The 25085-nt window shown below is 72.6% G+C and carries 17 protein-coding genes; 7 read left to right on the top strand and 10 right to left on the bottom strand.

Annotation, left to right across the window (positions count from 1 at the left end; genetic code table 11):
- Positions 1-85 precede the first annotated feature (85 nt).
- Positions 86-1654 carry a DEAD/DEAH box helicase gene (locus tag ACFXMF_RS05605; protein WP_360310330.1) on the bottom strand — a complete coding sequence of 523 codons (1569 nt, stop codon included), beginning with the start codon at positions 1652-1654 and terminating at the stop codon, positions 86-88.
- 378 nt (positions 1655-2032) lie between these two features.
- Positions 2033-2236 carry a cold-shock protein gene (locus tag ACFXMF_RS05600; protein ID WP_020554660.1) on the bottom strand — a complete coding sequence of 68 codons (204 nt, stop codon included), beginning with the start codon at positions 2234-2236 and terminating at the stop codon, positions 2033-2035.
- A gap of 294 nt (positions 2237-2530) precedes the next feature.
- On the opposite strand from ACFXMF_RS05600, the gene ACFXMF_RS05595 reads away from it, so the two are divergent.
- Positions 2531-3007: a hypothetical protein gene (locus tag ACFXMF_RS05595; protein ID WP_360310332.1), complete on the top strand. Its 477-nt coding sequence runs from the start codon at positions 2531-2533 to the stop codon at positions 3005-3007.
- Here the strand turns inward: ACFXMF_RS05595 and ACFXMF_RS05590 are convergent.
- A complete protein-coding gene (locus ACFXMF_RS05590; RefSeq protein WP_360310334.1) occupies positions 2998-3756 on the bottom strand; it encodes a rhomboid-like protein in 759 nt (252 codons plus the stop codon). The genes ACFXMF_RS05595 and ACFXMF_RS05590 overlap by 10 nt on opposite strands.
- Positions 3757-3974: 218 nt before the next feature.
- Here ACFXMF_RS05590 and ACFXMF_RS05585 point away from each other — a divergent pair, with 218 nt between their 5' ends.
- Together ACFXMF_RS05585 and ACFXMF_RS05580 are read left to right on the top strand one after the other, a co-directional pair.
- Positions 3975-4937, top strand: a complete 963-nt coding sequence (locus tag ACFXMF_RS05585) for a DMT family transporter (RefSeq protein ID WP_379989626.1) — start codon at positions 3975-3977, stop codon at positions 4935-4937.
- A gap of 18 nt (positions 4938-4955) precedes the next feature.
- The gene (locus tag ACFXMF_RS05580; protein ID WP_379989627.1) at positions 4956-6611 is read left to right on the top strand and encodes a tetratricopeptide repeat protein; all 1656 of its coding nucleotides are present in this window, start codon (positions 4956-4958) and stop codon (positions 6609-6611) included.
- 57 nt (positions 6612-6668) lie between these two features.
- Here ACFXMF_RS05580 and ACFXMF_RS05575 read toward each other — a convergent pair whose 3' ends face one another.
- A complete protein-coding gene (locus ACFXMF_RS05575; RefSeq protein ID WP_360310340.1) occupies positions 6669-7154 on the bottom strand; it encodes a DUF1269 domain-containing protein in 486 nt (161 codons plus the stop codon).
- An 80-nt stretch (positions 7155-7234) separates the two neighbouring features.
- Positions 7235-7738 carry a hypothetical protein gene (locus tag ACFXMF_RS05570; protein WP_360310342.1) on the bottom strand — a complete coding sequence of 168 codons (504 nt, stop codon included), beginning with the start codon at positions 7736-7738 and terminating at the stop codon, positions 7235-7237.
- A 212-nt stretch (positions 7739-7950) separates the two neighbouring features.
- On the opposite strand from ACFXMF_RS05570, the gene ACFXMF_RS05565 reads away from it, so the two are divergent.
- Positions 7951-9192, top strand: coding sequence for a hypothetical protein (locus tag ACFXMF_RS05565; protein WP_379989628.1), 1242 nt, complete (start codon positions 7951-7953; stop codon positions 9190-9192).
- Between the two features lie 398 nt (positions 9193-9590).
- Positions 9591-10061 carry a hypothetical protein gene (locus ACFXMF_RS05560; RefSeq protein WP_379989629.1) on the top strand — a complete coding sequence of 157 codons (471 nt, stop codon included), beginning with the start codon at positions 9591-9593 and terminating at the stop codon, positions 10059-10061.
- Here ACFXMF_RS05560 and ACFXMF_RS05555 read toward each other — a convergent pair.
- The 4 genes from ACFXMF_RS05555 to ACFXMF_RS05540 form a co-directional block, all read right to left on the bottom strand.
- Positions 10052-10870 (bottom strand): AraC family transcriptional regulator, encoded by an 819-nt coding sequence (locus ACFXMF_RS05555; RefSeq protein ID WP_360310348.1) that lies wholly within the window; start codon positions 10868-10870, stop codon positions 10052-10054. The two genes, ACFXMF_RS05560 and ACFXMF_RS05555, sit on opposite strands and share 10 nt — an antisense overlap.
- 46 nt (positions 10871-10916) lie before the next feature.
- Positions 10917-11831: a carbohydrate ABC transporter permease gene (locus tag ACFXMF_RS05550; protein WP_360310350.1), complete on the bottom strand. Its 915-nt coding sequence runs from the start codon at positions 11829-11831 to the stop codon at positions 10917-10919.
- A complete protein-coding gene (locus ACFXMF_RS05545; RefSeq protein WP_379989634.1) occupies positions 11828-12694 on the bottom strand; it encodes a carbohydrate ABC transporter permease in 867 nt (288 codons plus the stop codon). The genes ACFXMF_RS05550 and ACFXMF_RS05545 overlap by 4 nt, the downstream gene beginning before the upstream one ends.
- Before the next feature lie 183 nt (positions 12695-12877).
- Positions 12878-14290 carry an ABC transporter substrate-binding protein gene (locus ACFXMF_RS05540; RefSeq protein WP_379989630.1) on the bottom strand — a complete coding sequence of 471 codons (1413 nt, stop codon included), beginning with the start codon at positions 14288-14290 and terminating at the stop codon, positions 12878-12880.
- A 351-nt stretch (positions 14291-14641) separates the two neighbouring features.
- Between ACFXMF_RS05540 and ACFXMF_RS05535 the strand changes: the two genes are divergently transcribed.
- Positions 14642-16432 (top strand): glycoside hydrolase family 35 protein, encoded by a 1791-nt coding sequence (locus tag ACFXMF_RS05535; RefSeq protein WP_379989631.1) that lies wholly within the window; start codon positions 14642-14644, stop codon positions 16430-16432.
- A 32-nt stretch (positions 16433-16464) separates the two neighbouring features.
- On the opposite strand, the gene ACFXMF_RS05530 is transcribed toward ACFXMF_RS05535, so the two are convergent.
- Positions 16465-17352 (bottom strand): LysR family transcriptional regulator, encoded by an 888-nt coding sequence (locus ACFXMF_RS05530; RefSeq protein ID WP_360310358.1) that lies wholly within the window; start codon positions 17350-17352, stop codon positions 16465-16467.
- A 499-nt stretch (positions 17353-17851) separates the two neighbouring features.
- Between ACFXMF_RS05530 and ACFXMF_RS05525 the strand changes: the two genes are divergently transcribed.
- On the top strand, positions 17852-25042 hold the full coding sequence (locus ACFXMF_RS05525) for an SDR family NAD(P)-dependent oxidoreductase (RefSeq protein ID WP_379989632.1): 7191 nt from the start codon (positions 17852-17854) through the stop codon (positions 25040-25042).
- The last annotated feature ends 43 nt before the right edge of the window (positions 25043-25085 follow it).

Below are 25085 nucleotides of genomic sequence, written 5' to 3'. Positions count from 1 at the left end.
AGAACTCCCGGGCGCGGCTTCGGAGTTGGTATTCGCTCACCGTGCGGAGTCGGCGATCGTCCGCCGCACGGGCGGCGAACGGCGGCTACGCGGCGGCGGTGCGCCGACGCGGGGCGCCGCCGCCGGCGGTGGTCCCACCGGTACGGGTCGAGGCGGCACCGGCTGCGGTGGACGGACGACGTCCGGTACCGCTGCCGCCACCCTGGCCGGGCCGACGACCGCGACCGCGGCCACCGGCCGAGCCACCGCGACGCGGGGTCTCGGAGACCGGCGAGGAGATCACGACCGGGATGCCCGAGGGCACCTGGGCGCCGGTGACGCGGGTGAGTTCCTCGTCGCCCGAGCGGACCTGGATGGTCGACGCCTCGATGCCGGCGATCATCATCAGGCGGGCCATCTCGCGGCGCTGGTTCGGCGTGACCAGCGTCACGACGCTGCCCGACTCGCCGGCGCGCGCGGTACGACCGCCGCGGTGCAGGTAGTCCTTGTGGTCGGTCGGCGGGTCGATGTTGACGACCAGGTCCAGCCCGTCCACGTGGATGCCGCGCGCCGCGACGTTGGTCGCGATCAGCGCGGTGACGTGCCCGCTCTTGAACTGCTCCAGCGTGCGGGTGCGCTGCGGCTGCGACTTGCCGCCGTGCAGCGCCGCGGCGCGCACGCCGCTCTGCAACATCTGGCGGGTGAGCCGGTCCACCGCGTGCTTGGTGTCCATGAACATGATCACCCGGCCCTCACGCGCCGCGATGTGCGTCGCGGCGGTGTGCTTGTCGGCCTCGGTCACATGCAGCACGTGGTGCTCCATCGTGGTGACCGCGCCCTGCGAGGGGTCGACCGAGTGCACGACCGGGTCGGACAGGAAGCGCTTGACCAGGCGGTCGACGTTGCGGTCGAGCGTGGCCGAGAACAACATCCGCTGACCGTCCGGCTGCACCTGGTCGAGCAGCGCGGTGACCTGCGGCATGAAGCCCATGTCGGCCATCTGGTCGGCCTCGTCGAGCACCGTGATGCCGACCGCGTCCAGCCGCGCGTCGCCGCGGTCGATCAGGTCCTTGAGTCGGCCCGGGGTGGCCACCACGACCTCGGCGCCGTTGCGCAGCGAGCTGGCCTGCCGACCGATCGACATGCCGCCGACGACCGTGGTCATCCGAAGCTGGACCGAGTTGGCGTACGGCATCAGCGCGTCGGTGACCTGCTGCGCGAGTTCGCGGGTGGGCACCAGGACCAGGGCGAGCGGCTGCTTGCTCTCGGCCCGCCGACCGGCGATCCGGGCGAGCATCGCGAGGCCGAACGCGAGCGTCTTGCCCGAGCCGGTCCGACCGCGACCGAGCACGTCCCGCCCGACCAGCGCGTTGGGCAGCGTGGCCGACTGGATCGGGAACGGCTCGGTGACACCCTGCCGGGTGAGCGCGGCCAACATCGGCTTGGGCATGTCCAGCTCGGCGAACGAGTTCACCGCGGGCAGCGACGGCGTGGTGCTGACCGGCAGCGCGAACTCGGCCACGGGAGCCGCGGTCATCGGCTTGCGACGGTTGCCCGACGGGGCGCCGCCGCGGCCTCGGCCGCCACCGGAGCCGCCGCCGTAGCCACCACTGCGGCCGGCGGAGCTGCCGCCGCTGCGGCTGTATCGGTCGTTGGAGCGGGGGGTGCGATTCATGGAGAACCTTCCTCGATGCGGCGCGTATCGAGGACGTCTCCGCGGCATGACGCCGCACAAGGAGTCGCAAGAACGAGCCGGACTAGCTGAAAAAGAACCGACGTGGTGACTCGGGATCACTCGCGTCGAGATAGTGCGCAACGGTCGGGCGCCTGCCGAAGAGCGGCGGCCGATGTGCCGGACCGTGCGAGGCCGCGCGACGAGGTCGCGTCGGGCAGGGTCCTGATCGGCGGACGCGGAGCATCCGCCTGGGGTGGTACACCGTGGCCTTCCCGATCGGAAGGACCGTCGCCCCGAAGGGCAGCCGGCCACGGGAAGGGCCCGCACCTTGCGGCGCGGGCCCTCGCTGCGCGGCCGAAGCCACGCCCATGAGACAGGTCAGACGATGTTGATGTTCTCCGCCTGCGGGCCCTTCTGGCCCTGCGTGACGTCGAAGGAGACCTTCTGGCCCTCCTGCAGCTCACGGAAGCCCTGAGCGTTGATGTTCGAGTAGTGGGCGAAGACGTCGGGGCCGCCACCGTCCTGCTCGATGAAGCCGAAGCCCTTTTCTCCGTTGAACCACTTCACGGTGCCAGTAGCCACGTATCTTCCCCTTCGGGGCAGTACCGGGATCTCGCACCCTGCGAAACCCGAATCGTTGCTGATTACCCCGCCCGGAGATGGACACCGGAAAAACAAAAGTGCACCTGTTGGCTACAACCAGCAGGCGCACAGAAAATTCCATGGGAACCACAGCAGCAATTAACGTTAGCACGCCGGAGGGCCCGGCCGGCGGGATCCTCCCGATCTTGTGCCGGCCGCACGCTCGCACACCGGGTGCGACCATGGACGCTCCGCCGGTCCCCGGCCACCTCCCAGCTTCCCCGAAGGGTTCGCGTGTCCTCCTCCGACTTCCCCGCGTCCGACGACTCGGCCCAGCCGATCTCCCTCTCCGCCATCGGCACCCCCCTCACCCTGGAGGACGTCAGCGCGACCGGTGGCTGCGGCGACGGCTGCGGATGCGCCGGTGGCGACATCGACATCGACGCCGACCTGCTCGACGCGTTCGTCACCGAGCAGGTGCTGGTGCGCCTGGAATCCGAACCCACCTTCGTCGCCCGGTCCATCGCGGCGCTCGCCGCCGGTGACGACATCGACGCCGAACTGGCCGAGGAGATCGAGGAGTTGGAGTCCGACCCGGTACTCCTCCTGGACGTGCTCGGGGCCACCCGGAAGAGCCTGCCGGAGATGGAGTCGGACGCGGTAGTGCTGCTCTTCCGCTACGTCATCGACCACGTGGCGCTCGGCCCGGCGGAACTGCCGCTGGAGGAGCGGGTGCAGATCGAGTGGCGGGTGCCGCCGGTTCAGGGCTGAGTCGAACGTGCCCCGTCCGGCTGCGCCGACCCGTTCCCGGCCTCCGGAAGCACGGTCGCAGCCGGCGGGAGCCCGACGTCGGCAAGCTCCGGCCGCGGCGCCGGCCGCAGCCGTCCGGAGAACAGGTAGCCGGCTCCGAGCCCGATCAGCGCCGCCGAGACGTGCCCGATCGTGGTGAAGTCCGGCAACGCGCCGAACCACTCGACGGACGAGAACGGGTACAGCAGGCAGACGAGCGCCCACCAGGGCCGCAACCACCGGGACAGCAGCGGGGTGACCGCCGCTATGGCCGCCATCGAGGCGTAGCTCACCCCGTAGTCGAGCGAGTACCGGGTGTCCTCCGGATAGGTTCCGGCGTCGATCGCCACGGTCAGCACCACCGCTGTGACGAGCGTCGCACCCACGTGTCCGAGCACCGTGACGCCGACCGCGCGCAGCGTGCCGACCCGGTGCTCCAGGAACGCCATGCACACTCCGAGCCCGAACCCGATCGTCAGCACGTTGCCGAGCAGGGTGCCGTGTACGTCCGCGACCATCAGGCTGCCCGCCATCGCGCGCAGCGGATGGTGGTGCAGGTTGTCGAGGTTCGTGCTGATCTCGTCCAGGAGCCGATCTGCGGCGGTCTCGGACATCAGCCGGCCGACCACGACTCCGGTGATCGCGAGCAGGAACAGTACGGCGAAGGTCGCCGGGCTGCGTCGCGGATATCCGACGAGGCCGCGCAGTTGGCTCGCGGGGTTCCGACTCACGGTGCGACTCTCCTTGTGCCGGCGCGGGGACGCGGCGCGAAACCACCATGCTGCATCACCCGGCCGGGTCGCCGCGGCCCGGTCCCCGAATCGGACGGTCGACGATTCGGTGGGCACCGAAACGACCCGCCCCTAGCGTCGTGTTCGTCAGCGCGTCCGCCACCGGTGAACGCTTCGGCAGCGGCCCACCCGGGCCGCCGGCACAGGGGGTCCAAGCGATGTCGGAGACACGTCTTCGCCCGGCGACCGGCGTCGATCGGCGCGCCGTCGCCGCGGCGTGCGTCACGGTGGTGTTCTGGGCGTCCGCGTTCGTGTCCATCCGCAGCGCGGGCGCGCATTTCGCCCCCGGGGCGCTGGCCCTGGGGCGGATGTTCGCCGGTTCGCTGGTGCTCGGCACGATCGTGCTGGTGCGCCGCGAGGGTTTCCCGCCGCGCGCCGCGTGGCCCGGCATCCTGCTCTCCGGGGTGTTGTGGTTCGGCGTCTACATGGCGGTGCTGAACTGGGGCGAGCGCAAGGTGGACGCGGGCACCGCGGCGATGGTGGTCAACATCGGCCCGATCGCGATCGCGCTGCTCGGCGGTTGGTTGCTCAAGGAGGGCTTCGCACCGCGCCTGCTCGCCGGCATCGCCGTCTCATTCGCGGGCGCGGTCGTGGTGGGCGTCTCGATGTCGGACGGCGGCGGGGCGCCGCTGCTGGGCGTGGGCCTGTGCGTGCTCGCCGCGCTGTCCTACGCGGCCGGCGTGGTCGCGCAAAAGCCCGCGCTGCGACACACCTCCGCGCTCCAGGTCACCGCGTACGGCTGCTTCATCGGCATGCTCTGTTGCCTGCCGTTCGCCGGGCAACTGGTCGAGCAGACCGCCGACGCACCGCTCTCGGCCACGCTGAACGTGATCTACCTGGGCATCTTTCCCACCGCACTGGGCTTCACCACGTGGGCGTACGCACTGGCCCGGACCACCGCGGGCAGGATGGGCAGCACCACGTACGCGGTGCCGGCCATCGTGGTGCTGCTCGCCTGGGTATTCCTGGACGAGGTGCCCGGCCCGCTGACCTTCCTCGGCGGCGCGCTGTGCCTGGCCGGCGTCGCGGTCTCCCGGGGTGGTGCCCGCCGACCGGTGACCGGGTCCGACCCGAAGGCCGCCGAAGGGCCGCCGGTGCGGCAGGATCTCCCCGGACGATGACCGGACGAGGGAGATGTCGTGACAGCGGTGGGTCGGGTCCTGGCGGATCGGTACGAACTCCTCGAACAGCGCGGTCGCGGCGGGCTCGGTCGGGTCTGGGCCGCGCACGATCGCACCGAGTCCCGCGACGTCGCGGTCAAGCTGCTGCACGGCCCGCCCGACGACGAGGCCGCGGCGCGGTTCGTGCACGAGGTGCGCGCGGCGGCGGCGCCGGCGCATCCGGGCCTGGTCGCCGTGCTCGACGTGGGGCGGGACACCGACGGCACGCCGTTCCTGGTCACCGAGTTGCTCACCGGCCGCGATCTGCGGGCGACGCTGGGCGCGGGTCTGCCCGAGCCCGCGAACGCGGTGGCGTGGGCGGCGCAGGTCTGCGCCGCGCTCGAACACGCGCACCGGGCCGGTCTGGTGCACGGCGACCTCAAGCCCGCCGACCTGTTCGTGGGCGAGGACGACCGGGTCCGAGTGCTCGACCTCGGCCTCGCCCGGCACCTCGCGGCGGTCGCCACGACCGGCACACGCCTGCTGGGGACACTCGCCTACACCGCGCCGGAACGACTGCGCGGGCAGCCCGCCGAGCCCCGCTCGGATCTGTACGCACTGGGCTGCGTGCTCTACGAACTGCTCACCGGCACACCGCCGTTCGGCACCGGCGACGTGGCCGCCACGGTCTGCGCCCAGCTCGACGCGATCCCGGAACCGCCCGAGCGGCGCGGCGTGGACGTGCCGGCGCACCTGAGCAGGCTGGTCCTGGACCTGTTGGCGAAGGATCCCGCGCAGCGCCCGGCCGACGCGGCCTCGGTCGCCGCGCGGCTGACCGAGACGCCCCCGCCGCCCCCGGCAAACCGTCCCCGCCCGCCCGCCGCCCCGCCGCTGATGCCGGCTCCGCCGGTACCGCCCCCGCCCGCCCCGCCGCAGCCCCCGCTCGGCCCGCCCGTGTTCCCGCCCCCCGTCGCGGCGGCCGCGGCGGCAGCCGACGAGGACGACGAGCCGCAACTCCGCCGGGCCGCGGCGTCCGGCGATCCGGACGCCGCGGTGCAACTCGCCTACCACCTCGCGGACACCGGCCGCGAGACCGAGGCCGAGGCGCTGTACCGCGAGGCCCTGGCCCGCAACCACCCGGAGGCCGCGAACGACCTCGCCGACCTGCTCGCGGCCACCGATCGAGCCGGTGAGGCCGAGGAGTTGTACCGCCGCGCGTTGGCGCAGGGCCACCCGGACGCGGCGAACAACCTGGGCCGACTGCTGGTGCGCCTGGGCCGGACCCCGGAGGCCGAGATGCTCTTCCGGCACGCCTCGGCCCACGGCCACGACGACGCCGCGAACAACCTGGGCCTGCTCCTGGCCGGCTCCGGGCGCCCGGACGAGGCCGAGCAGTTGTTCCGGCACGCCTACGCACAGGGCCACCCGGACGCCGCGGTCAACCTGGCCGGGTTGCTGGGCGCGCGCGGTCGGCTGAAGGAGGCGGAGAAGCTCTGCCGTCGTGCGTTGGTCGAGGGCCACCCGGAGGCCGCGATCGTGCTCGCCGGCCTGCTGGAGCGCCGCGGTCGCACCCGCGAGGCGGAGGAGATGTACCGGCGCGCCCTGGCCGAGGCACACCCGGCGGCCGCCGGCCAACTCGCCCGTTTCCTGGACGCCCAGGGCCGCGGCGGGGAAGCGATGTGGCTGCGCTCGTAGTGCCGCGTGGGCGGTGGGCGGACCCCCGGCGGGTCCGCCCACCGGCACGGACCGCCGTCAGTCCGCGAAGACCTCGCGGAGCTTGGCCTCCTGGTCGTTGGACAGGTTGCTGCGCACCAGTTCGGCCTGGGCCCCGCCGAACGCCTCGTGCACCCGGTCCACCACCACGTTCGAGGTCATCACGAACAGCGCGGAGGTGCCCGGGGTGATCTGCCGGCGCACCTCGGCGACGAAGTCGTCGTCGATGCCGACGTCGCTCATGCTGCCGCCGAGCGCGCCCGCCGCGGCGCCGATCGCGGCGCCCAGCAGCGGCACGAAGAAGATCAGGCCGAAGAGCATGCCCCAGAAGGTGCCGGACAGCGCGCCGATCCCGGTGAGGCTGTTGAGCTGCTTGGTCTTGGGCTTCTTGGCGTCCGCGGGCCACGACACCACGGCCGCGTCGTGCACCCGGACGAGTTCCTGCTTCTGGAGCGTGAGCAGCGTCTGTTCGGCATCGGCCGCGCCGTGCGCGGTGGGGAACTTCCAGACGGTGAGCGTGGACACGCAAGACCTCCGACATCGATGCGGACGAAGCGCCACGCACGGGCCCCGGGGGGTCCGTGCGTGGCGGGTGGTGTGGCCTGTTACTCCATCGGTCCCTCGTGCTCGGCGTCCCGGCGGTGCGCTCCGGTGCCCATGCGGCGGCTCTCGTCCCGGGCCCGCCACTCGGACACCGTCTCGTCCGAGTAGTAGCCCTGGGCGGCGTCCCAGCGCACGGTCAGCGCGAACAGGACCACCAGGTCCAGCGCGATCACGATGGTGGACCAGACCGGGTGCGCGGCCAGGAAGCCGATCTCACCGATGATGTTCAACATCACCAGGAACGTACCGATCACGCGGGCCCAGGTCGCACCGGTGAGCAGCCCCCCACCGACGAGCAGTTGCAACCCGCCGAAGATCAGCAGGATGACGCCCCACGTGTTGTAGTTCCACACCAGGAGATCACCGGAACGGGTGACGAAGTACCCGTCCGAGAACAGTGCCGTGAACCCCTGGAAGAGGTTGAGGACACCCAGGACGAGCAGGGTGCATCCGGCGAAAGCCACCCACCCGGACCAAGCACCCGACATGCGGGTTTTGCTGTTCATGGCCTACTCCCAACCCCGGCCCGGACGGCCGGGAAGGTTATGCCTCGTGCCGATTGCCTGCCGTCGCGGGTGCCCGCGACCTTGCGAGTCGGCCTTCTCGCACCTTGGCACAGCTTGTCCTATTTTGCACCTTTTTCTAAAGACGAGTAGATACGCGGTTTTGATGGAACCCGCCCCGGGACACCTGGTCACGAGCGGGGAGGACTGCAGCGATGTCCCAGGCAGCATCCGAATCGGGCGAACGGACGAGGGGCCGGCACCGGTTGCGGCTCGCCCTGGCCTGCCTGTTCCTGGCCCTGGCCTGCGTACTCACCCCGGTCGCGGTGGCGGCCTCGTGGGCGGACGACGAGATCGGCGACACCGATCGTTTCGTCGCCACGCTGGCGCCGCTGTCCTCGAACCCGGACGTCCAGGCCGAGGTCGCCGATCGGGTGGCCGAGGCCGCCGTGCAGGCGGTGGACGTGGGCGGGTTGAGCGACGCGCTGCGCGAGGCCCTGGGCCTGGATCCGAACGACGCGTCGGGGCCGGTCACCGGATCGATTCGGAACCTGTTGCACGGCGTGGTGAACCAGGCCGCCCTCGCCTTCGTCGCGAGCGACGCGTTCGACGTCGTGTGGCGCGACGCGCTCCGCCTGGCCCACGCGTCCGCGTTGCGCGCGCTGGAGGGCGAGGACGACGGCGCGGTCACCTCGTCCGGCGGCGAGGTGGTGCTGGATCTGGGTCCGACGATCGACCGGGTCCGGCAGGGCCTGGTGGACCGGGGCTTCTCGATCGCGACCAACATCCCGAGTACCGACCAACGGTTCGTCCTGCTGCACCGCGAGGGGTTGCGCAAGGGTCAGGACGCGTTCCGGTTCCTGAACGCCGCGGGCACCTGGCTGCCGATCGTGGTGGCGCTGCTCTTCGTGGTGGGTGTGTGCGTCGCGCCCCGACGTCGTCGGGTGATCATGTGGACGGCCCTGGGCACCCTGCTCGCCCTGCTCGTGCTCGCGATCGGGCTGGCCGTCGCGCGCCGGTACTACCTGGACCGGTTGCCGTCGGAGATCTCCCGGGACGCGGCGGCGGCGACCTTCGACGCGCTGGTGCGGTTCCTGCGCGAGACCACCCGCTCCCTGGCGATCATCGCCGCCGCGGTCGCGATCGCCGCCTTCGTGGTCGGCCCGGCGCAGCGGGCCGCGGCCGTTCGGCGGGTGCTGGCGGCCGGTCCGGACGCGGCGGGCGGCGCGCTGGCCCGGACCGGTCTGGGCACCGGGTCGGCGGGCCGCTTCGTGGCCGCGCGGCGGGGCCCGATCTACGCCGTGGTGGGCCTGCTCGGCGGGGTGTGGCTGGCCTGGTGGAACCATCCGACGGTGCCCGCGGTGCTGCTGGTCCTGTTGGTGGTGCTGGCCGTCGTGGCGGTCCTGGAGGTCGTGGCGGCGGCCGGAACCCCCGAGCCGGCCGGGGTCGATCGGTGAGTGTGCGGCCCCGTCCCAGGGGGCGGTGACCCGACTGCGCGGCCGGGTCGAGGACATGCCGGTGATGGCGTTCGTGGGTCGGTTGACCACCCGGTTCCTGGTGGTCGACAGCGTCGAGGCGGCCACCATGTCGGCAGCGAAGGTGTTCCTCGCCGGTGTCCCGGCGCTGTTCGTGTTCGCCGCGTTCGCCCCCCGGGTGCTGCGCGACGAATTGCTCGACTCGCTGCGCGCGATCCTGGGCCTGCCCGCCGGCACGCTGGACGAGGTCTCCCGGGTCCACGACGCGGGCGAGCATCCGCGCCGGCAAACCGGTGCGGCCAGTGCGGTGTTCACCCTGTTGATGGCGGGCCGGGTGGCCCGGTCGCTGCAACGGTTGTGCCGGCGCGTGGTTCGTGCGGGTGGTCGGCTTCAGCCCCCGACTGATCGGGCGCCGGTTGTTGGGGTCGTCGGTGTGGCTGGTCGCGCTGCTGTTCCAGGCGCAGTTGCACAACGGCTTCGGCGCCGGGCCCCGGCTCGGCGTGGTCGTCCTGTTCGTCGCCTCGGTGCTGCTGTGGTGGTGGACTCAGCACCTGTTGCCGGAGGGTCGGATCGGCTGGTGGCCGCTGCTGCCCGGCTCGCTGTCGGCCGCGCTGGGCACGATCGGCATGCAGTACGGCTCACATCTGGTGATGCCCGGGGCGGTGGCCCGCAGCGTGGCCGAGTTCGGCCCGCTCGGGCTGATGTTGACCCTGATGTCGTGGCTGGTCGCGGCCTGCGCGGTGGTGGTCTTCGCGATCACCATCGGCGCGTTCCTGGCCGAGGAGGAGCCGCTGGGCAGCCTGCTGGGCGCCCCCGAGGCGCCGCGGCACATCGACCCGCCTCAGGCCTGACCGGGGGTCTGCCCGGTGCGCCGGAACTCCGTCGGCGACTGCTGGACCCGGCGGGAGAACAGTCGGGCGAAGTAGGCGGGGTCGTCGTAGCCGACGTTGCGGGCCACCTCGTGGATGGACTGGTCGGTGGACAGGAGCAGGCGCTTGGCCCGGGACAGCCGGGTGCGCACGATGTACTCCTTGGGGGTGGTGCCGGTCGCGCGCTGCATCTCGCCGCGCAGGCCCGCCTCGTCCAGGCCCAGCCGGCGGGCGTGTTCGCCGACGGTGAGCGGCTCGGTGGCGTGCTCGTCGAAGTAGCGGACCACGCGCGAGCCGTCCTCGTCGACCCGGATCGTCTTCAGGTCGATGATCAACTGGTGCACGATCGCCGAGGTGACCACCTCGCGATTGGGCGCGCCCGGTTCCACCGCGGTCAGCAGCCGGTCGAAGCCCTGGCGCAGCGGCCGGACCCCGCCGAGCGACATCACCGGCTCGGCCCGGTCCAGGAAGCCCAGGTCCTCGTACGCCGCCGCGGTCGGCCCCTCGAACAGCACCCAGTGCTCGCGCCAGCCGGTCGGGTCCGGGCTGTACGCGTGGTACTCGCCGGGGAAGAGCAGGAAGGCGGCGGGCGCCTGGACCGGGATTCGCGGCGCGTGCCGGTTGCCGGAGCGGAACCAGCCCGATCCGCCTGTGATCAGGGTGAGTTGGTAGCAGCCCAGCACCCGGCCCTCGAACAACATCGCGTTGACCTGTTGCCAGCCCACGCCCAGGCACACCAGGCCGAGGGCCTGGTGCTCCTTTGCGGGCGTGAGATAGCGCGCGAAGATCATGGTGCGCCGATCGTACGGCGGCGGGCGCCGGCTGCGCAGCGGTTGTTCACGCCTTCACCCCGCCCGCGACCAGGTCGGTGCGCCAGAACCGTTGGAGCGACCAGAACGCGGCGACCAGCGGGATCACCGAGACCAGTGCGCCGACCACGACCAGGTTGGCGTGCGGCTGGTTGGGGTCGCTGTTCCACGCGTTCAGGCCCAGCGTGACCGGCCACAGGTGCTGGTTGTTGAGGGTGATCAGCGGCAGGAAGAAGTTGTTCCAGACCGCGACCAGTTGGAACAGGAAGATGGTCACCAGCGCGGGCGACATGATCCGCAGGCCGATGGTGCAAAAGATCCGGAACTCGCTCGCGCCGTCCAGCCGGGCCGCCTCGATCAGTTCGTCCGGCACCGACGCCTCGGCGTAGGTCTTGGCCAGGAAGACGCCGAACGGGCTGACCGCCGCGGGCAGCAGGACCGCCCAGATCGTGTCGACCAGGTGCACCTTGGAGAGCATCAGGTAGATCGGCAGCGCGAGCATGGGAGTGGGGATGAGCACCGCGCCCAGGATCACCGAGAAGATCGCGCCCCGGCCGCGGAAGCGGTACTTGGCCAGCGCGTAGCCGGCCATCGCGGCCAGGAAGGTGGCGACCACGCCGCCGCCGACCGCGTACAGCACCGAGTTGAACACCCAGCGCAGGAAGATGCCGCCGTCCTGGTCGAAGAGTTGGCGCAGGTTGGCGCCCAGGTTCCAGTCGGCGAACCAGAAGCCGTTGCTGCCGAACAGGTCGCTGGAGGACTTGGTCGAGGAGACCAGCAGCCACCACACCGGCATCAGGAAGTAGGTGGCCACCAGGAACAGGAACGAGGTGGTCAGCACCTGCGAACGCATCGGCGTGGTGCGGCCCTTGCCCACCTTGCGCGCACGCGGCGGGGCCTGCTCGCGGACCGGGCTCGCGGGCGGGGTGGTCAGCGTCGTCACAGCGAGGACCTGCCGTTCGTGAGCCGGGCGGAGAGCTTGAGGACCGCGAAGGACAACACGCAGGTGCCCAGCGCGAGCAGCACCGAGATCGCGGCGCCCTGACCGTAGTCGTTGTTCTCCACGGCCTTGTGGTATGCGGACATGATCGGGGTGTAGTCCGCGTCCAGCGACGAGGTCAGCGGTCGCAACACGCGTGGTTCGGTGTAGAGCTGGAGGGTGCCGATCACCGAGAACACGGTGGTCAGCGCGATCGCCGGGGCGACCAGCGGCACCTTGATCCGCCACGCCGTGCGCCACGGGCCGCAACCGTCCAACTCGGCGGCCTCGTAGAGCTCCTGCGGGATCGCCTGGAGCGCGGAGTAGATGACCAGCATGTTGTAGCCGGTCCAGGTCCAGGTGACCACGTTCGCGATCGACCACAACACCGCGTCCTCGCCGAGGAAGTCGGACGGCAGGCCGACCGCGTCCAGCATGCTCACCACGGGGCTGGAGCGCGGCATGTAGAGGAAGGCCCACAAGATGGTGGCGACCACGCCGGGGATCGCGTAGGGCAGGAAGTAGGCGGTGCGGAAGAAGCCCTTGAGTCGGGCCGACTTCGCGTCCAGGAGCAGGGCGAGCACCAGTGCGAGGCCGAGCATCACCGGCACCTGGATCACGCCGAACAGCAGCACGCGGCCCACGCCGTGCCACAGGGCGTCGTCGTGCAGCGCCTTGGTGTAGTTCTCGAATCCCGCGTACACCCGCTTGGGCGGGGTCAGGCCCAGGCCGGAGCGTTGCATCTTGTGCAGGCTCTCGACGATCGCGTAGCCGACGGGGACGGCGTACATCGCGGCGAACAGCACGCCGAACGGCGCGAGGAACATCAGGGGCGCGGACCGCCGGCGCTTGCGCCGCGGGATCGGTGCGCTCAAGGGCGGGCTCCCGGTGGATGGAACGAGTGGGGGACGGGTGGGCCGACGGCGGCGTGCCCGCCGTCCCGCGCGGGTGACGCGCGGACGGCGGGACACGGTACGAACTGCCGGCGGCGTCGGGGTGGTGACGGCGGGTCAGCCCGCGGCGGCCTTCAGGCCCTTGTCCTGGATGGCCTTGATCGTGGTGCCCTGGACGCCGGTCAGCGCGTCGGCGAGCTTGCCGTTGCCGGCGCCGGCCTTGCCCATCCGGTCGGTCAGGTCGGCGGAGACCTGGGTCATCGTGGGTCCCCACTGCCAGCCGGTCGGGGCCTGCGCGGCGGACTCCTTGAAGATGTCGTAGATCTTCGCGTTGCCGAAGTACGCGGAGGGCTGCTGCATCGCCTCCAGGCTCGCCCCGGCCGTGGCCGCCGGGTAGATGCCCGCGTCCTTGACCAGGGTGGTCAGGCTCCCGGTGTCGCTGCTCATCCAGTCCGCGAAGGTGACCGCGGCCTTGGTGTTCTTGCAGCCCTTGAGCACCGCCGTGCCGGAGCCGCCGATGTTGCCGGTGGCCTTGCCGTTCGCCTCCCACTGCGGCATCGGCGCCACCGCCCACTTGCCCGCCGCGTCCTTGTTGTTCTCCTCCAGCAGCGCGGTGAACCAGACCGGGCCGACGTAGCTGGCAACGCTGCCGTCACTCATGCGCTTGTACCAGTCGGGAGTGGAGGTCGGGTCGGCGGAGACGACCTTCCTGTCCAGGAGTTGTTGCCAGTACTGGGTGACCTTTTGGGTGCCCGGCTCGGTCAGCGAGACCTTCCAGGTGTCGCCCTCGGGCTTGAACCAACTGCCGCCGTTCTGCCAGGCCATGCCCGCGTACCACCACGGGTCGTTGCCGCCGAACGCCGAGTAGGACACCGCCGGGTCGGCCGCGTGCACCTTGTCCGCCTGCTGGGCGAACTCGTCCCAGGTCTTGGGCGGGGTGAGGCCGTTCCTGGCGAAAATGTCGGTGCGGTAGAACATCGCGACCGGGCCGGTGTCCACCGGGATGCCGTAGGTCTTGCCCGCGACGCTCATCTGCGACCAGGCGCCGGCCGAGTACTTGGACTTGACCCCGGCGGCTTCCTTGTCCACGTCCTGGAGCGCGCCCTCGACCAGGAAGCTGGGCAGGGTCTCGTAGCCCATCTGGGCCAGGCACGGGGCGTTGTTCGCCTTCACCGCGGCGAGCATCTTGGCGTAGCCGCCCTTGGAGCCCGGCTCGACCTTGTTGTAGTTGACGTGGATGTCGGGGTGCGCGGCGTTGAACGCGGTCACGGCCTTCTCGTAGGCCGGGTTCCATCCCCAGAAGTCGAGCTGGGCGGTGCCGCCGCCCTGGCCCCCGGGCGTCTTGTCGCCCTGTGCCGCCTTGTCGGTCTTGTCGCTGCCGGAGTCCGAGTCGGAGCCGCAGGCGGTGAGCGCGGTCAGGGCCGCGAGCGTGACCGCGACGGCGGTGTGGCGGGCCGTCCGGCGGCCTCGGCGCGAGGAACGCGAAGCGGCGCGCGGCGAGGGGCGCGAAGCACGGGTGCTACCCCACATGAGGTGGCCGTCCCTTCGGGAAATGGGCAGGGCTCGACGGAGCCCGGCAGGTGGTCGGAAGGCAGAGGAGGCTGTCTGGCCGCCGATCATGTGCCCTGCCCGACAAAGCGTCAACGGGTTGCCGGGCGGATCATGGTTTTGTCGAGGTGATCCGCAAGAAAAGTCCAAGTGTCTGGTCACCGAATGGCAAGGGGCGTGAACCAGAGAGTATCCATCCAGGTGAGAGCGTTGGAACCACGGGTCACCGGGTGTAGAAAAGTCCACGATGCCGCTCAGAAGAGTGCATGTTCGAGTCGCGCGGGTCGGGCACGATGATCCGGACCCACCGCACGGATCTGCCCGAGGAGCGTCTTGACCACCCCCAGCCTCGTCCCGAGTCGAGACGGCTTCACCCTCGACGGCAGGCCGTTTCGCATGCTCTCCGGTGCCCTGCACTACTTCCGCGTGCATCCCGCGCAGTGGGACGACCGGCTGGCCCGGTTGCGCGGCCTGGGTCTGAACACGGTCGAGACCTACGTCGCCTGGAACGTGCACGAACCGACACCGGGCCGCTTCGACTTCACCGGCGGCAAGGACCTGGTCGCGTTCCTGCGCGCGGCCGAGCGCCACGGGCTCAAGGCGATCGTTCGGCCGGGCCCCTACATCTGCGCCGAGTGGGAGTTCGGCGGCCTGCCCGCGTGGCTGCTCAAGGACCCGGGGATGCGGCTGCGCTGTGCCCACCCGCCGTTCCTGGCCGCCGTGGACCGCTACCTCGACGCGGTGATGCCGCTGGTCGAGCCGCTGCTCGCGGAGCACGGCGGGCCGGTGATCGCGCTCCAGGTGGAGAACGAGTACGGCAGCTACGGCAACGACGTCGCGTATCTGCGGCACCTGGTCGAGGGGCTGCGCCGGCGCGGCGCGAACGGGCTGCTGTTCACCTCCGACGGGCCCACCGAGCCGATGCTCCAGGGCGGCACCGTGGCCGGCGTGTTGCCGACGGTGAACTTCGGCTCGCGCGCCGACGAGGCGTTCGCGACGTTGCTTCGCTGGTCGCCGGACGGGCCGCCGGTGTGCATGGAGTTCTGGAACGGCTGGTTCGACCACTGGCGCGATCCGCACCACGTACGGGACGCGGCGGACGCGGCGGCGGTGTTGGAGGACATGCTCGCGGCCGGCGGTTCGGTGAACCTGTACATGGCGCACGGCGGCACCAACTTCGGTCTGATGAACGGCGCCAACGAGCAGGACGGCGTCTATCAGCCGACGGTGACCAGCTACGACTACGACGCGGCGATCGGCGAGGCGGGCGAACTCACCGACAAGTATTGGGCCTTCCGCGAGGTGATCGGCCGCTACGCGCCGCTGCCGGTCGAACCGCCGCCGGCGCTGCCGGCGCGGATCAAGCTCGGCGAGGTCGCCCTGCCCTCGGCGGCGGCGCTGCTCGCGCACGTCGAGGACCTGTCCGCGCCGGTGTACTCGCCCGGCACGCTCACCATGGAGGAACTCGACCAGGCGTACGGCTTCGTGCTCTACCGGACCTGGATCAGCGGTCCGCGCGAGGCGGCGCCGTTGCACGTGGACGGACTGGCCGACCGGGCCCAGGTGTTCCTGGACGGGGTGCCGGTCGCGGTGCTGGACCGCAGCGAAGGCGGCTCACCCTCCTGCGAGTTGGCCATTCCCGCGGGCGGTGCGCGGCTGGACCTGCTGGTGGAGAACTGCGGGCGGGTCAACTACGGCCCCGGGCTGCACGACCGCAAGGGCATCACCCGGGGGGTGCGGCTGGAGCGGCAGCACCTGTTCGGCTGGCAGATGTACCCGCTGCCGCTGGACGCCCCGGACGGACCGGTGCTGCCGGACGCCTCCGGGCCGATCCCGGCGGGTGTACCGGTGTTGCGCTCGGGCACGTTCGAGGTGGAGACGGTCGGCGACACCTTCGTCCGGCTGGACGGCTGGACCAAGGGCCTGGTCTGGGTCAACGGCTTCCTGCTCGGCCGCTACTGGTCGAAGGGGCCGCAGCGCACCCTGTATGTCCCGGGACCGCTGCTGCGGGCGGGGACGAACACGGTGACGGTGCTGGAACTGCACGGTCCCGGCGGGGCGCAGGTGACGTTCACGGACACGCCCGACCTGGGCGAGCCGGCCGCGGCGCCGATGATCGACTAGGCCCGGTCCGGCGTCCTGCGGCGCGGCGCGCGTCAGTCGGCGTCCGGTTCACTGACGCCGTGCCGGCGGGCGAGGTCGATGAACAGGCGGGCGGAGCGCTCTCGGGCGTCTTCTCGGCAGAGCAGAATGATGCCGCGGCGCAGGGGCGGGTCGAGGGAGCGGATGCAGGCGGATTCGCCGAAGACGTCCTGTGCCACGTCGCGGTACCACAGCAGCGATCCCTCGCCGTTGAGGACCCCGGCGACCCAATTGACCCGGTCGTCGTGTTCGCAGCCGGCGATCGGTCGGACGCCCATCTCGGCGAACATCGCCTCGAACTGGGAGCGGCGCTCGGTACCGCGTCTGGGCAGCACCATCCGCAGGCCGTCCAGCGCGGACCACGGCACCGGGTCGGGCAGCCGGGTGTCGAGTGGCGACACGAGCACCACCTCCGCCGCGGCGAGCCGGTAGGTGCGCAGGTCGCCGGGCCCGGGCGCGTCGGCCACCCCGATCGCGGCGGTGCCCGCGCGGACCGCGTTGAGCACTCCCCCGCGCCCGTCGTACCGGGTCACCTCGATCGGCGCCTCCGGGTGCTCGGCGGCGAACATCGAGACCATCCGGGCGACATGGCCGATCGCGAGGGTGGCGGTGGTGGCCACGGTCAGTGGGGGCTCGGTGACCGGGCCGGCCACCCGGCCGATGTCCTCGATCGCGCCGACGGCGTCCAGCACGGTACGGGCGATCCGCACCACCCGGGAGCCCTCGGCGGTCAGTCCCACCGTCCGGCCCTCGCGGACGAACAGCTCGGCGTCCAGCTCGTGTTCGAGGGCCTTGAGCGCCCGGGACAGGGCGGACTGGGCGACGTAGAGGGCTTCCGCGGCGGCGGTCATGGTGCCGAAGTTGGCGACGGCGACGAGGTAGCGGAGCTGCTGGAGGGTCACGCGCCGCACCATAACGGTCACGCCACCCATGCCGGCAGGGTCACAAAACGGGTAATTCACCGCCGGCGCCCGGGGGATCGCTCCACTCGGGCGGATCACGCGGGCATCGGTATATGCCGTGCGGGCAAGGTTCGGCGTCGCGCCGGCCGTGATCCGGGGCCGATCGGGCCGTGTGCCGACTGGGCAGAGCGGCCCCGGGGGATTTTCGCCGGAGCTTTCGCGCGGCGGGCCCGCGACCGGTTCGTCGTTGACACCTCGATGCCCGAAACCGACTATACGGCGCAGTGATTCGGCTGCGGGCGATATTTCGATTTCGCACCGCTTTCGAGCGTTTGACAATTCCTGACTTGGATACGTCCCGACATCGGCATCGATGCGGCGATTTCTCGTGCCCGGAACCGAAGTTCCCGAAAGCGTGGCGCCCGGTATCGCCTTCGCGCGCCCTTCGCACCGCACCGTTCGTCCCGCCGCACGGTTTCCCGGATGGAGGCACTCCCCCATGACGTCGCAGTCCCCGCGTCGCGATCAGGTCCTCGCAGTGAGCCCGCTGGGTCGTCCCAACGCCCGACTCGTGATCGCCGCGCATCGGGCCGGCGCGCTCGGGGTGCTCGACCTCGGCCGCGAGCGCGACGCGGCGCTCGACGCGTTGACCGAGGCATCCGCCTTGTCGTCCTTCGGTGTTCGGGTGCCGGTGGGTTGTCCGCTGAGTCCGGACGAGTTGCCCTCCCGGGTGCGGGTGGTGCTCCTGGCGCCGGACGCGCCGTGGCCCCTCGCCGCCGTCGGGCCGGGGCGGCGGGTCCTGGTCGAGGTCACCTGCGTCGAGCAGGCCCGTGCGGCGGTGGCCGCCGGGGCTGCGGGAGTGGTCGCGCGCGGCGCGGAGAGCGGTGGTCGATGCGGCGAGTTGACCACCTTCGTACTGCTTCAGCAGTTGCTCGCGGACGAGAGTGTTCCGGTGCCGGTCTGGGCGGCCGGTGGCATCGGTCCGCACACCGCCGCCGCGGCGGTCGCGGGCGGTGCCGCCGGCGTGCTGCTGGACACCCAACTGGCCCTGGTCGCGGAGAGCACCCTGCCCGCCGACGTCGCAGCGGCCGTGCGGGCGATGGACGGCAGCGAGACGGTCGTGCTCCGCGGGCATCGGGTCTACCGGCGGCCCGACCTGCCGATCGCGGAACTGGCCGAGCAGGCCGCCGACCTCGGCGCCGCACTGGGTGCGAGCGGGCTGCACCGCGAGTTGTTGCCGGTCGGCCAGGACGGCGCGTCGGCCGCCCGGCTCGCGGACCGGTACGGCACCGCCGGTCGGGTGTTGCGCGCGGTGCGCGAGGCGATCGTGGACCAGGTGGCCTCGGCCGCCCGGCACGGAGTGGGGCTGCGGCCCGCGCAGGGGCCGATGACGCGGGTGAGCGACCGGGCCGCGTTCGCGCACGCGGTGGCCCGGCAGGGCGGGTTGCCGTTCCTGGCGTTGTCGCTGCTGCGCGGCCCGCAGGTGGGCGCGCTGCTCGGCGAGACCACCGCGCTGCTCGGCGACCTGCCGTGGGGGGTGGGCCTGCTCGGCTTCGCGCCGCCCGAGCTGCGCGAGGAGCAACTGGCCGCGGTGCTCGCGGCGCGCCCGCCGTACGCGCTGATCGCGGGTGGTCGGCCGGATCGGGCGGCGCCGTTGGAGGCCGCCGGGATCCGTACCTATCTGCATGTGCCCTCCCCCGGTTTGTTGACCCAGTTCCTGCGGGAGGGCGCCCGGCGGTTCGTCTTCGAGGGCACCGAATGTGGTGGCCATGTCGGGCCGCGCGCGAGTTTCCCGCTGTGGGAGGCACAGCTCGACGAATTGCTGACCTTCGCCGAACGACACGCGGACGCGGGCGAGTTGGACCTGTTGTTCGCGGGTGGGATCCACGACGCGCGCTCGGCCGCGATGGTGGCCGCCGCGGCGGCGCCCCTGGTCGATCGCGGTGCGTCGGTGGGCGTGTTGATGGGGACCGCGTACCTGTTCACCCGCGAGGCGGTGGACAGCGGCGCGATCGTGCCCGGCTTCCAGGCGGCGGCGGTCGAGTGTGCCTCGACCGCGCTCGTGCAGACCGCGCCCGGGCATGCCACCCGCTGTGCGGGCACGCCGTTCGTGGCCGCGTTCGAGGCCGCCCGGCGCGATCTGGAGGCGCGTGGCCTGCCGTCCCGGCAGGTCTGGGCCGAGTTGGAGCAGCTCAACCTCGGTCGGTTGCGGATCGCCGGCAAGGGGCTGCGGCGCGAGGGCGACGCCCTGGTCGAGGTGGACGCGGACGCGCAGCGCCGGGACGGGATGTTCATGCTGGGCCAGGCCGCGGTGTTGCGGTCCGCGCCGACCGATGTCGCCACACTGCACCGCGAGGTCACCATCGAGGCGGCCGCGTGGCTGGCCCGCAGGGTGCGCGAGCTGGGCGGGCCGGCCCGACCCGTTGCGGCCGGACCGCAGGATGTCGCCATCGTGGGCATGGCCTGCGTCCTGCCGGGCGCACCGGATCTGGCCGGTTACTGGCGCAACATCCTGGCCGGCGTCGACGCGGTGACCGAGGTGCCGCACGACCGCTGGGACGTGGACCGCTACTTCGCGGCCGACGCCGACCCGGGCGCGACCGCTCGCGGCTCGGTTCGCGGTGCCGCCCCCGGCGCGGTCCCGCCCGGGCGCACCCCGTCCAAGTGGGGCGGGTTCGTGCCCGCGATCGGATTCGACGCCACCGGGTACGGGATCCCGCCCGCCTCGCTGGCGGCGATCGATCCGGCCCAACTGCTCGCGCTGCACGTCGCGTCGGGGGCGCTGGCGGATGCCGGCTACGGACCGGGTCGGGCCTTCGCCCGGGAGCGCACCTCGGTGATCTTCGGCGCCGAGGCGGGCGCGGACCTGGCCGGCGCGTACGGCTTCCGCGCGTTGTTCCCGGGCTACTACGGTGCGCTTCCCGCCGATCTGGACCGGCAACTGCCGACCCCCACCGAGGACTCCTTTCCCGGCGTGCTGGCCAACGTGATCGCCGGCCGGATCGCCAACCGGCTCGATCTGGGCGGGGTCAACTACACGGTGGACGCCGCGTGTGCGGCCTCGCTGGCCGCGCTGGACCTGGCCTGCAAGGAGTTGAACACCGGCTCCAGCGATCTGGTGTTGTGCGGCGGCGTGGACACGCACAACGGGATCAACGACTTCCTGATGTTCTCCTCGGTGCGCGCCCTGTCGCCGACCGGGCGGTGCGCCACGTTCGACGCGGACGCGGACGGGATCGCGCTGGGCGAGGGCGCGGTGTGTGTGCTGCTCAAGCGACTGGCGGACGCCGAGCGCGACGGCGATCGGGTGTACGCGGTGGTCAAGGGCGTCGGCGGGTCCAGCGACGGCCGTTCGCTCGGGTTGACCGCGCCGCGCCCCGAGGGCCAGCGGCGGGCGCTGGAACGCGCGTATCGGGCGGCGGGCGTATCGCCGGCCCGGGTCGGCCTGGTCGAGGCGCACGGTACCGGCACGGTGGTCGGCGACCGGGCCGAACTGGACACCCTCACCGCGGTGTTCGCCGAGCACGGCGCGACCCCCGGCGACTGTGCGGTGGGCTCGGTGAAATCCCAGATCGGGCACACCAAGTGTGCGGCGGGCCTGGCCGGCCTGGCCAAGGCCGCGCTCGCGGTGCACTTCGGGGTGCGCCCGCCGACCCTGCATCTGCGCCGACCGTCGGACCCGGGGCCGTTCGTGTTCGACGACCGGGCCCGGCCGTGGCCCACTCCGATCACCGAACGCATCGCGGGGGTGAGTGCGTTCGGGTTCGGCGGCACCAATTTCCACGCCGTGCTGGCTGGTTCGGAGCTGTCCGGGGTGGGCGGGCCGGGGGGCGCGGACGCCGCGTGGCCGGCCGAGTTGTTCTGCTTCCGGGGCGCGGACCGTGCGGCGGCGCACGCGGCGCTGGACCGGGTCGCCGACCGGCTGGACGCGGCCGAGGACCTGCCGCTGCGCGGCCTGGCGGCGCTCGCCGCCGGGGAAGGCGCCGACGAAGTCCCGGTCTGGGTCGCCTTCGTCGCGAGCGATCACGCCGATCTGCGGATCAAGCTGATGCTGGCCCGGGCGGGTGCGGTCGATCCCGCCGGCGAGATCTTCCACCGGGGGGCGGAGGTGGGCGGGCAGGTGGCGTTCCTGTATCCCGGACAGGGCAGTCAGCGGCCCGGGATGCTCGCCGATCTGTTCGCCCGTTTCCCCGAACTGTGCGACGGGCTGCGGGACATCGACCCGGAGTGTGTGCGGGCCATGTTCCCGCCGGCCGCGTTCGGCACCGAGGCCCGGGCCGAGCAGGCGGCCCGGATCACCGACACCCGCCGCGCGCAGCCCGCGCTCGGGGTGGCCGCCGTCGCGCTGACCCGGCTGCTCGACCGGTTCGGGGTGTGGCCGGACCAGGTCGCCGGGCACAGCTACGGCGAGTTGGCCGCGCTGTGGTCGGCGGGCGTGTTGGCCACCCGGGACCTGGCTCGGCTCGGCGAGGTGCGGGCGGCCGCGGTGCTGGCCGCCGCCGGCAGCGAACCGGGCGCGATGGCGGCGGTACCGGCCGGCGCGGACCGGGTGGCCGAACTGCTGGCCGGCATCGGCGGCGTCGTACTCGCCAATCGCAACACGCCGACGCAGACCGTCGTATCGGGCCCCGAGGCGGCCCTGGCGGCGGCGATCGCGGCACTGGCGGCGGCCGGGCTGTCCGCACGCCGACTGCCGGTGGCGTGCGCGTTCCACAGCCCCGTGGTCGCGGCGGCGGCCGACACCCTCACGGCCGCCGTCGCCGACCTGGACGTGCGGGTGCCCAGGATCCCGGTGTGGTCCAACGCCACCGCCGAGCGCTATCCGGACGCGGCCGCCGAGGTGCGCGCGTTGATCGCCCGGCAGGTGGCCGAGCCGGTGCGCTTCGCCGAGCAGATCGAGGCGATGTACGCGGCGGGCGTGCGGATCTTCGTCGAGGCCGGGCCGGGTCGGGCGCTGACCGGCATGGTCCGGACGATCCTGGGCGACCGGCCGCACACCGCGGTGGCCTGCGACGTGCCGGGCGAGGACGGGGTGCGCCGGCTGCTCACCGCACTGGCCGAACTCGCGGTCGCCGGCGTGCCGGTGCGGGTCGCGGGCGGCCTGGCCGGTCGGGTACGGCCGGTGGACGTCGAGCCGGGCACCCGCCCGGCCTGGACCGTGGACGGCCACCTGGTGCGTACCGCCGACGGCAGGCCGGTGGCGGGCGGGCTGCATCCGGCGACCCCGGTGGCCGCCCTGTCGACCGCCGGCCCGGCGGGTGCGGCGGGGGCGCCGGCCGGGGACGCGCGGGACGCGGTGTTGCTCGAATACCTGGCCGGCGCCCGGGCCGCGGTCGCCGCCCAGCGCGAAGTACTGCTGGGCTACCTGGGCGTGCCGGGCGGGGTGCCGGAGGCGCCGGTTGTTGCGCCCGGGGCGGTGGCGGCGGGAGTTTCGCTCGGGGTGGGGCCGGGTTCCGTGACGGGGGCGACTTCGGTGGCCGGGGCGGGTGCTGTGGCCGGGCCCGGGGCCGTCGCGGCGGTCGTCCCGGTCGAGGAGCCGGGTGGGCCGCTCACCCGCGAGCACGTGTTGGCCGTGGTCCTCGACATCGTGGGTACGCGGACCGGTTATCCCGAGGACATGCTCGATCCGGCGCTGGATCTGGAGGCGGATCTGTCCGTCGACTCGATCAAGCGCACCGAGATCATCGGCGAACTGGCCTTGCGGCTGCGGCTGACGGAGGCGGTCGGGGCGGCGGGGGCGGTCGGGGAGTCGGGGGTGCTCGGTGCGGCGGGGGACGCCGACGAGACGGTGATCGAGCGGCTGGCGAAGGTCAAGACGATCGACGCGATCGTGGCCGGGGTGCTGGCGGTCGACGCGGGGGCGGGCTCGGAGCCCGGCTCCGGTTCCGGCTCGGGGCCGGGCTCGGGGTCGGACTTGGGCTCGGGTTTCGGTTCCGGGTCGGACTCGGACTCGGACTCGGACTCGGGTTCCGGCTCGGGGCCGGTCCTGGGTTCCGGCTCGGGTTCGGGGGCCGGCTCGGGCGAACAGGTCGTGCCGGAGCCGCCGATCGAGCCGGTTGCCGACCGGCCCACGCGGCATCTGGTCGAGTGTGTTCCGATCGACGACCCGGTGCCCGCGGGCGAATCCGACCCACCGATCGGCGAGGCGTTGCGTGGTCGCCGGGTGGTCCTGGTCGAGGACGGCGGCGGAATCGCCTGGGCGCTGGCCGACCTGCTCGCGCCGCACGGCGTCGTGGTCGAGACGCGCGCCCGGGACCGGGCCGAACCGGGGGACGATCGGCCGGACCCGGCGTGGTCGCAGGTCGACACGCTGGTGCACCTGGCCGCGCTCGCCGACGGCCCGGACCCGATCCTCCCGGACGCCTTCGCGCTGCTGCGGGACGCGCTGGTGGGCGGCGTACGGCAGGTGTTCCTCGGCACCCCCGGCGGCGGCCACTTCGGCCGGGCGCCGGCCGCCGCCGGGCCCGATCCGGTGCCGGGCGCGGGCCTGGCCGGGTTCGCCCGGTCCGCCGCCCTGGAGTATCCGGACCGGGTGCTGCGCGCAGTGGACCTGGATCCCAAGGAGGAACCGGCCCGCATCGCCCGGCGGCTCCTGGCCGAACTGGTCCGCACCGCAGGCCGGCCCGAGCCCGATGCGCCGGTGCTGCTCGGCCTGTCCGGCGACCGTCGGCTGACCCTGCGCACCCGCCCGGTGCCGCTCCCGGACCTGTCGCCCGCCGACCGGGACGCCCGATTGCGCGAGCGGATCGGGCCGGACGCCGTGGTACTGCTGACCGGTGGGGCACGCGGCATCACCGCCCGGGCCGCCATCGGCCTGGCCCGTGCCACCGGGTGCCACATCGAGTTGCTCGGTCGTACCGGTGACGACGGCGACCCGGAGCCCGCCGCGCTCGCCGAGGCGACCGACGTCCCCGCGCTCCGGGCCGCGTTGATCGCGACCGGGATGCGCGCGCCGGCCCGGATCGAGGCCGAGCTGACCCGGGTACTCGGTCGCCGCCAAGTCCGGGCGACGCTCGCCGAGTTGGCCGAACACGCGGCGTCGGTCCGGCTGCACGTCGCCGATGTCACCGACGCCGACGCGGTCCGCCGGACCCTGACCGGGATCGCCGAGCGACACGGCAGGCTGGACGGGATCGTGCACGGCGCCGGTGTACTGGCCGATCGGCTGCTCGCGGACAAGACCGCCGAGTCCTGCCGGCAGGTATTCGCCACCAAGGTGACCGGGGCACGGGCGCTGGTGGCCGCTCTGCGCACGCTGCGGCCGACGTTGGCACCACCGGCGTTCCTGGTCATGTTCGGCAGCGTCGCGGGGGTGTACGGCAATCGGGGACAGACCGACTACGCCGCCGCCAACGACGCGCTGGCCACGCTGGGTCGGCACTGGTCGTCGGGGTCCGAGGACACCATCGCGCCGGTCGCGGAGCGGGTGCTGACCATCGACTGGGGTCCCTGGGCGGCAAGCGGCGGCGGCATGGTCACACCGGAGTTGGCCCGCGAGTACGGCCGACGCGGCATCGCATTGATCGACCCCGAGCACGGCGTCCGGGCACTGCTCGACGAACTGATCTCGGGCCGGGACGAACAGGCCGTCTACGTATGCCTGCCGGCCTCCGAGTCGGCGCAGACCCCGACGCCCGGATCGACGCACGAGTCGATGTGGGAGTCGGAGCGCGGGTCGGTGTCCGGATGAGCGCCCGGATCGGGGGGCGCGGGCCTCGGCCCGACGATGCGGC

The sequence above is a fragment of the Embleya sp. NPDC059213 genome, from assembly GCF_042754445.1.
Lineage (GTDB): Bacteria > Actinomycetota > Actinomycetes > Streptomycetales > Streptomycetaceae > Embleya.
Note: the sequence above shows the minus strand (reverse complement) of the source record. Positions and strands in the feature narration are given on the sequence as shown.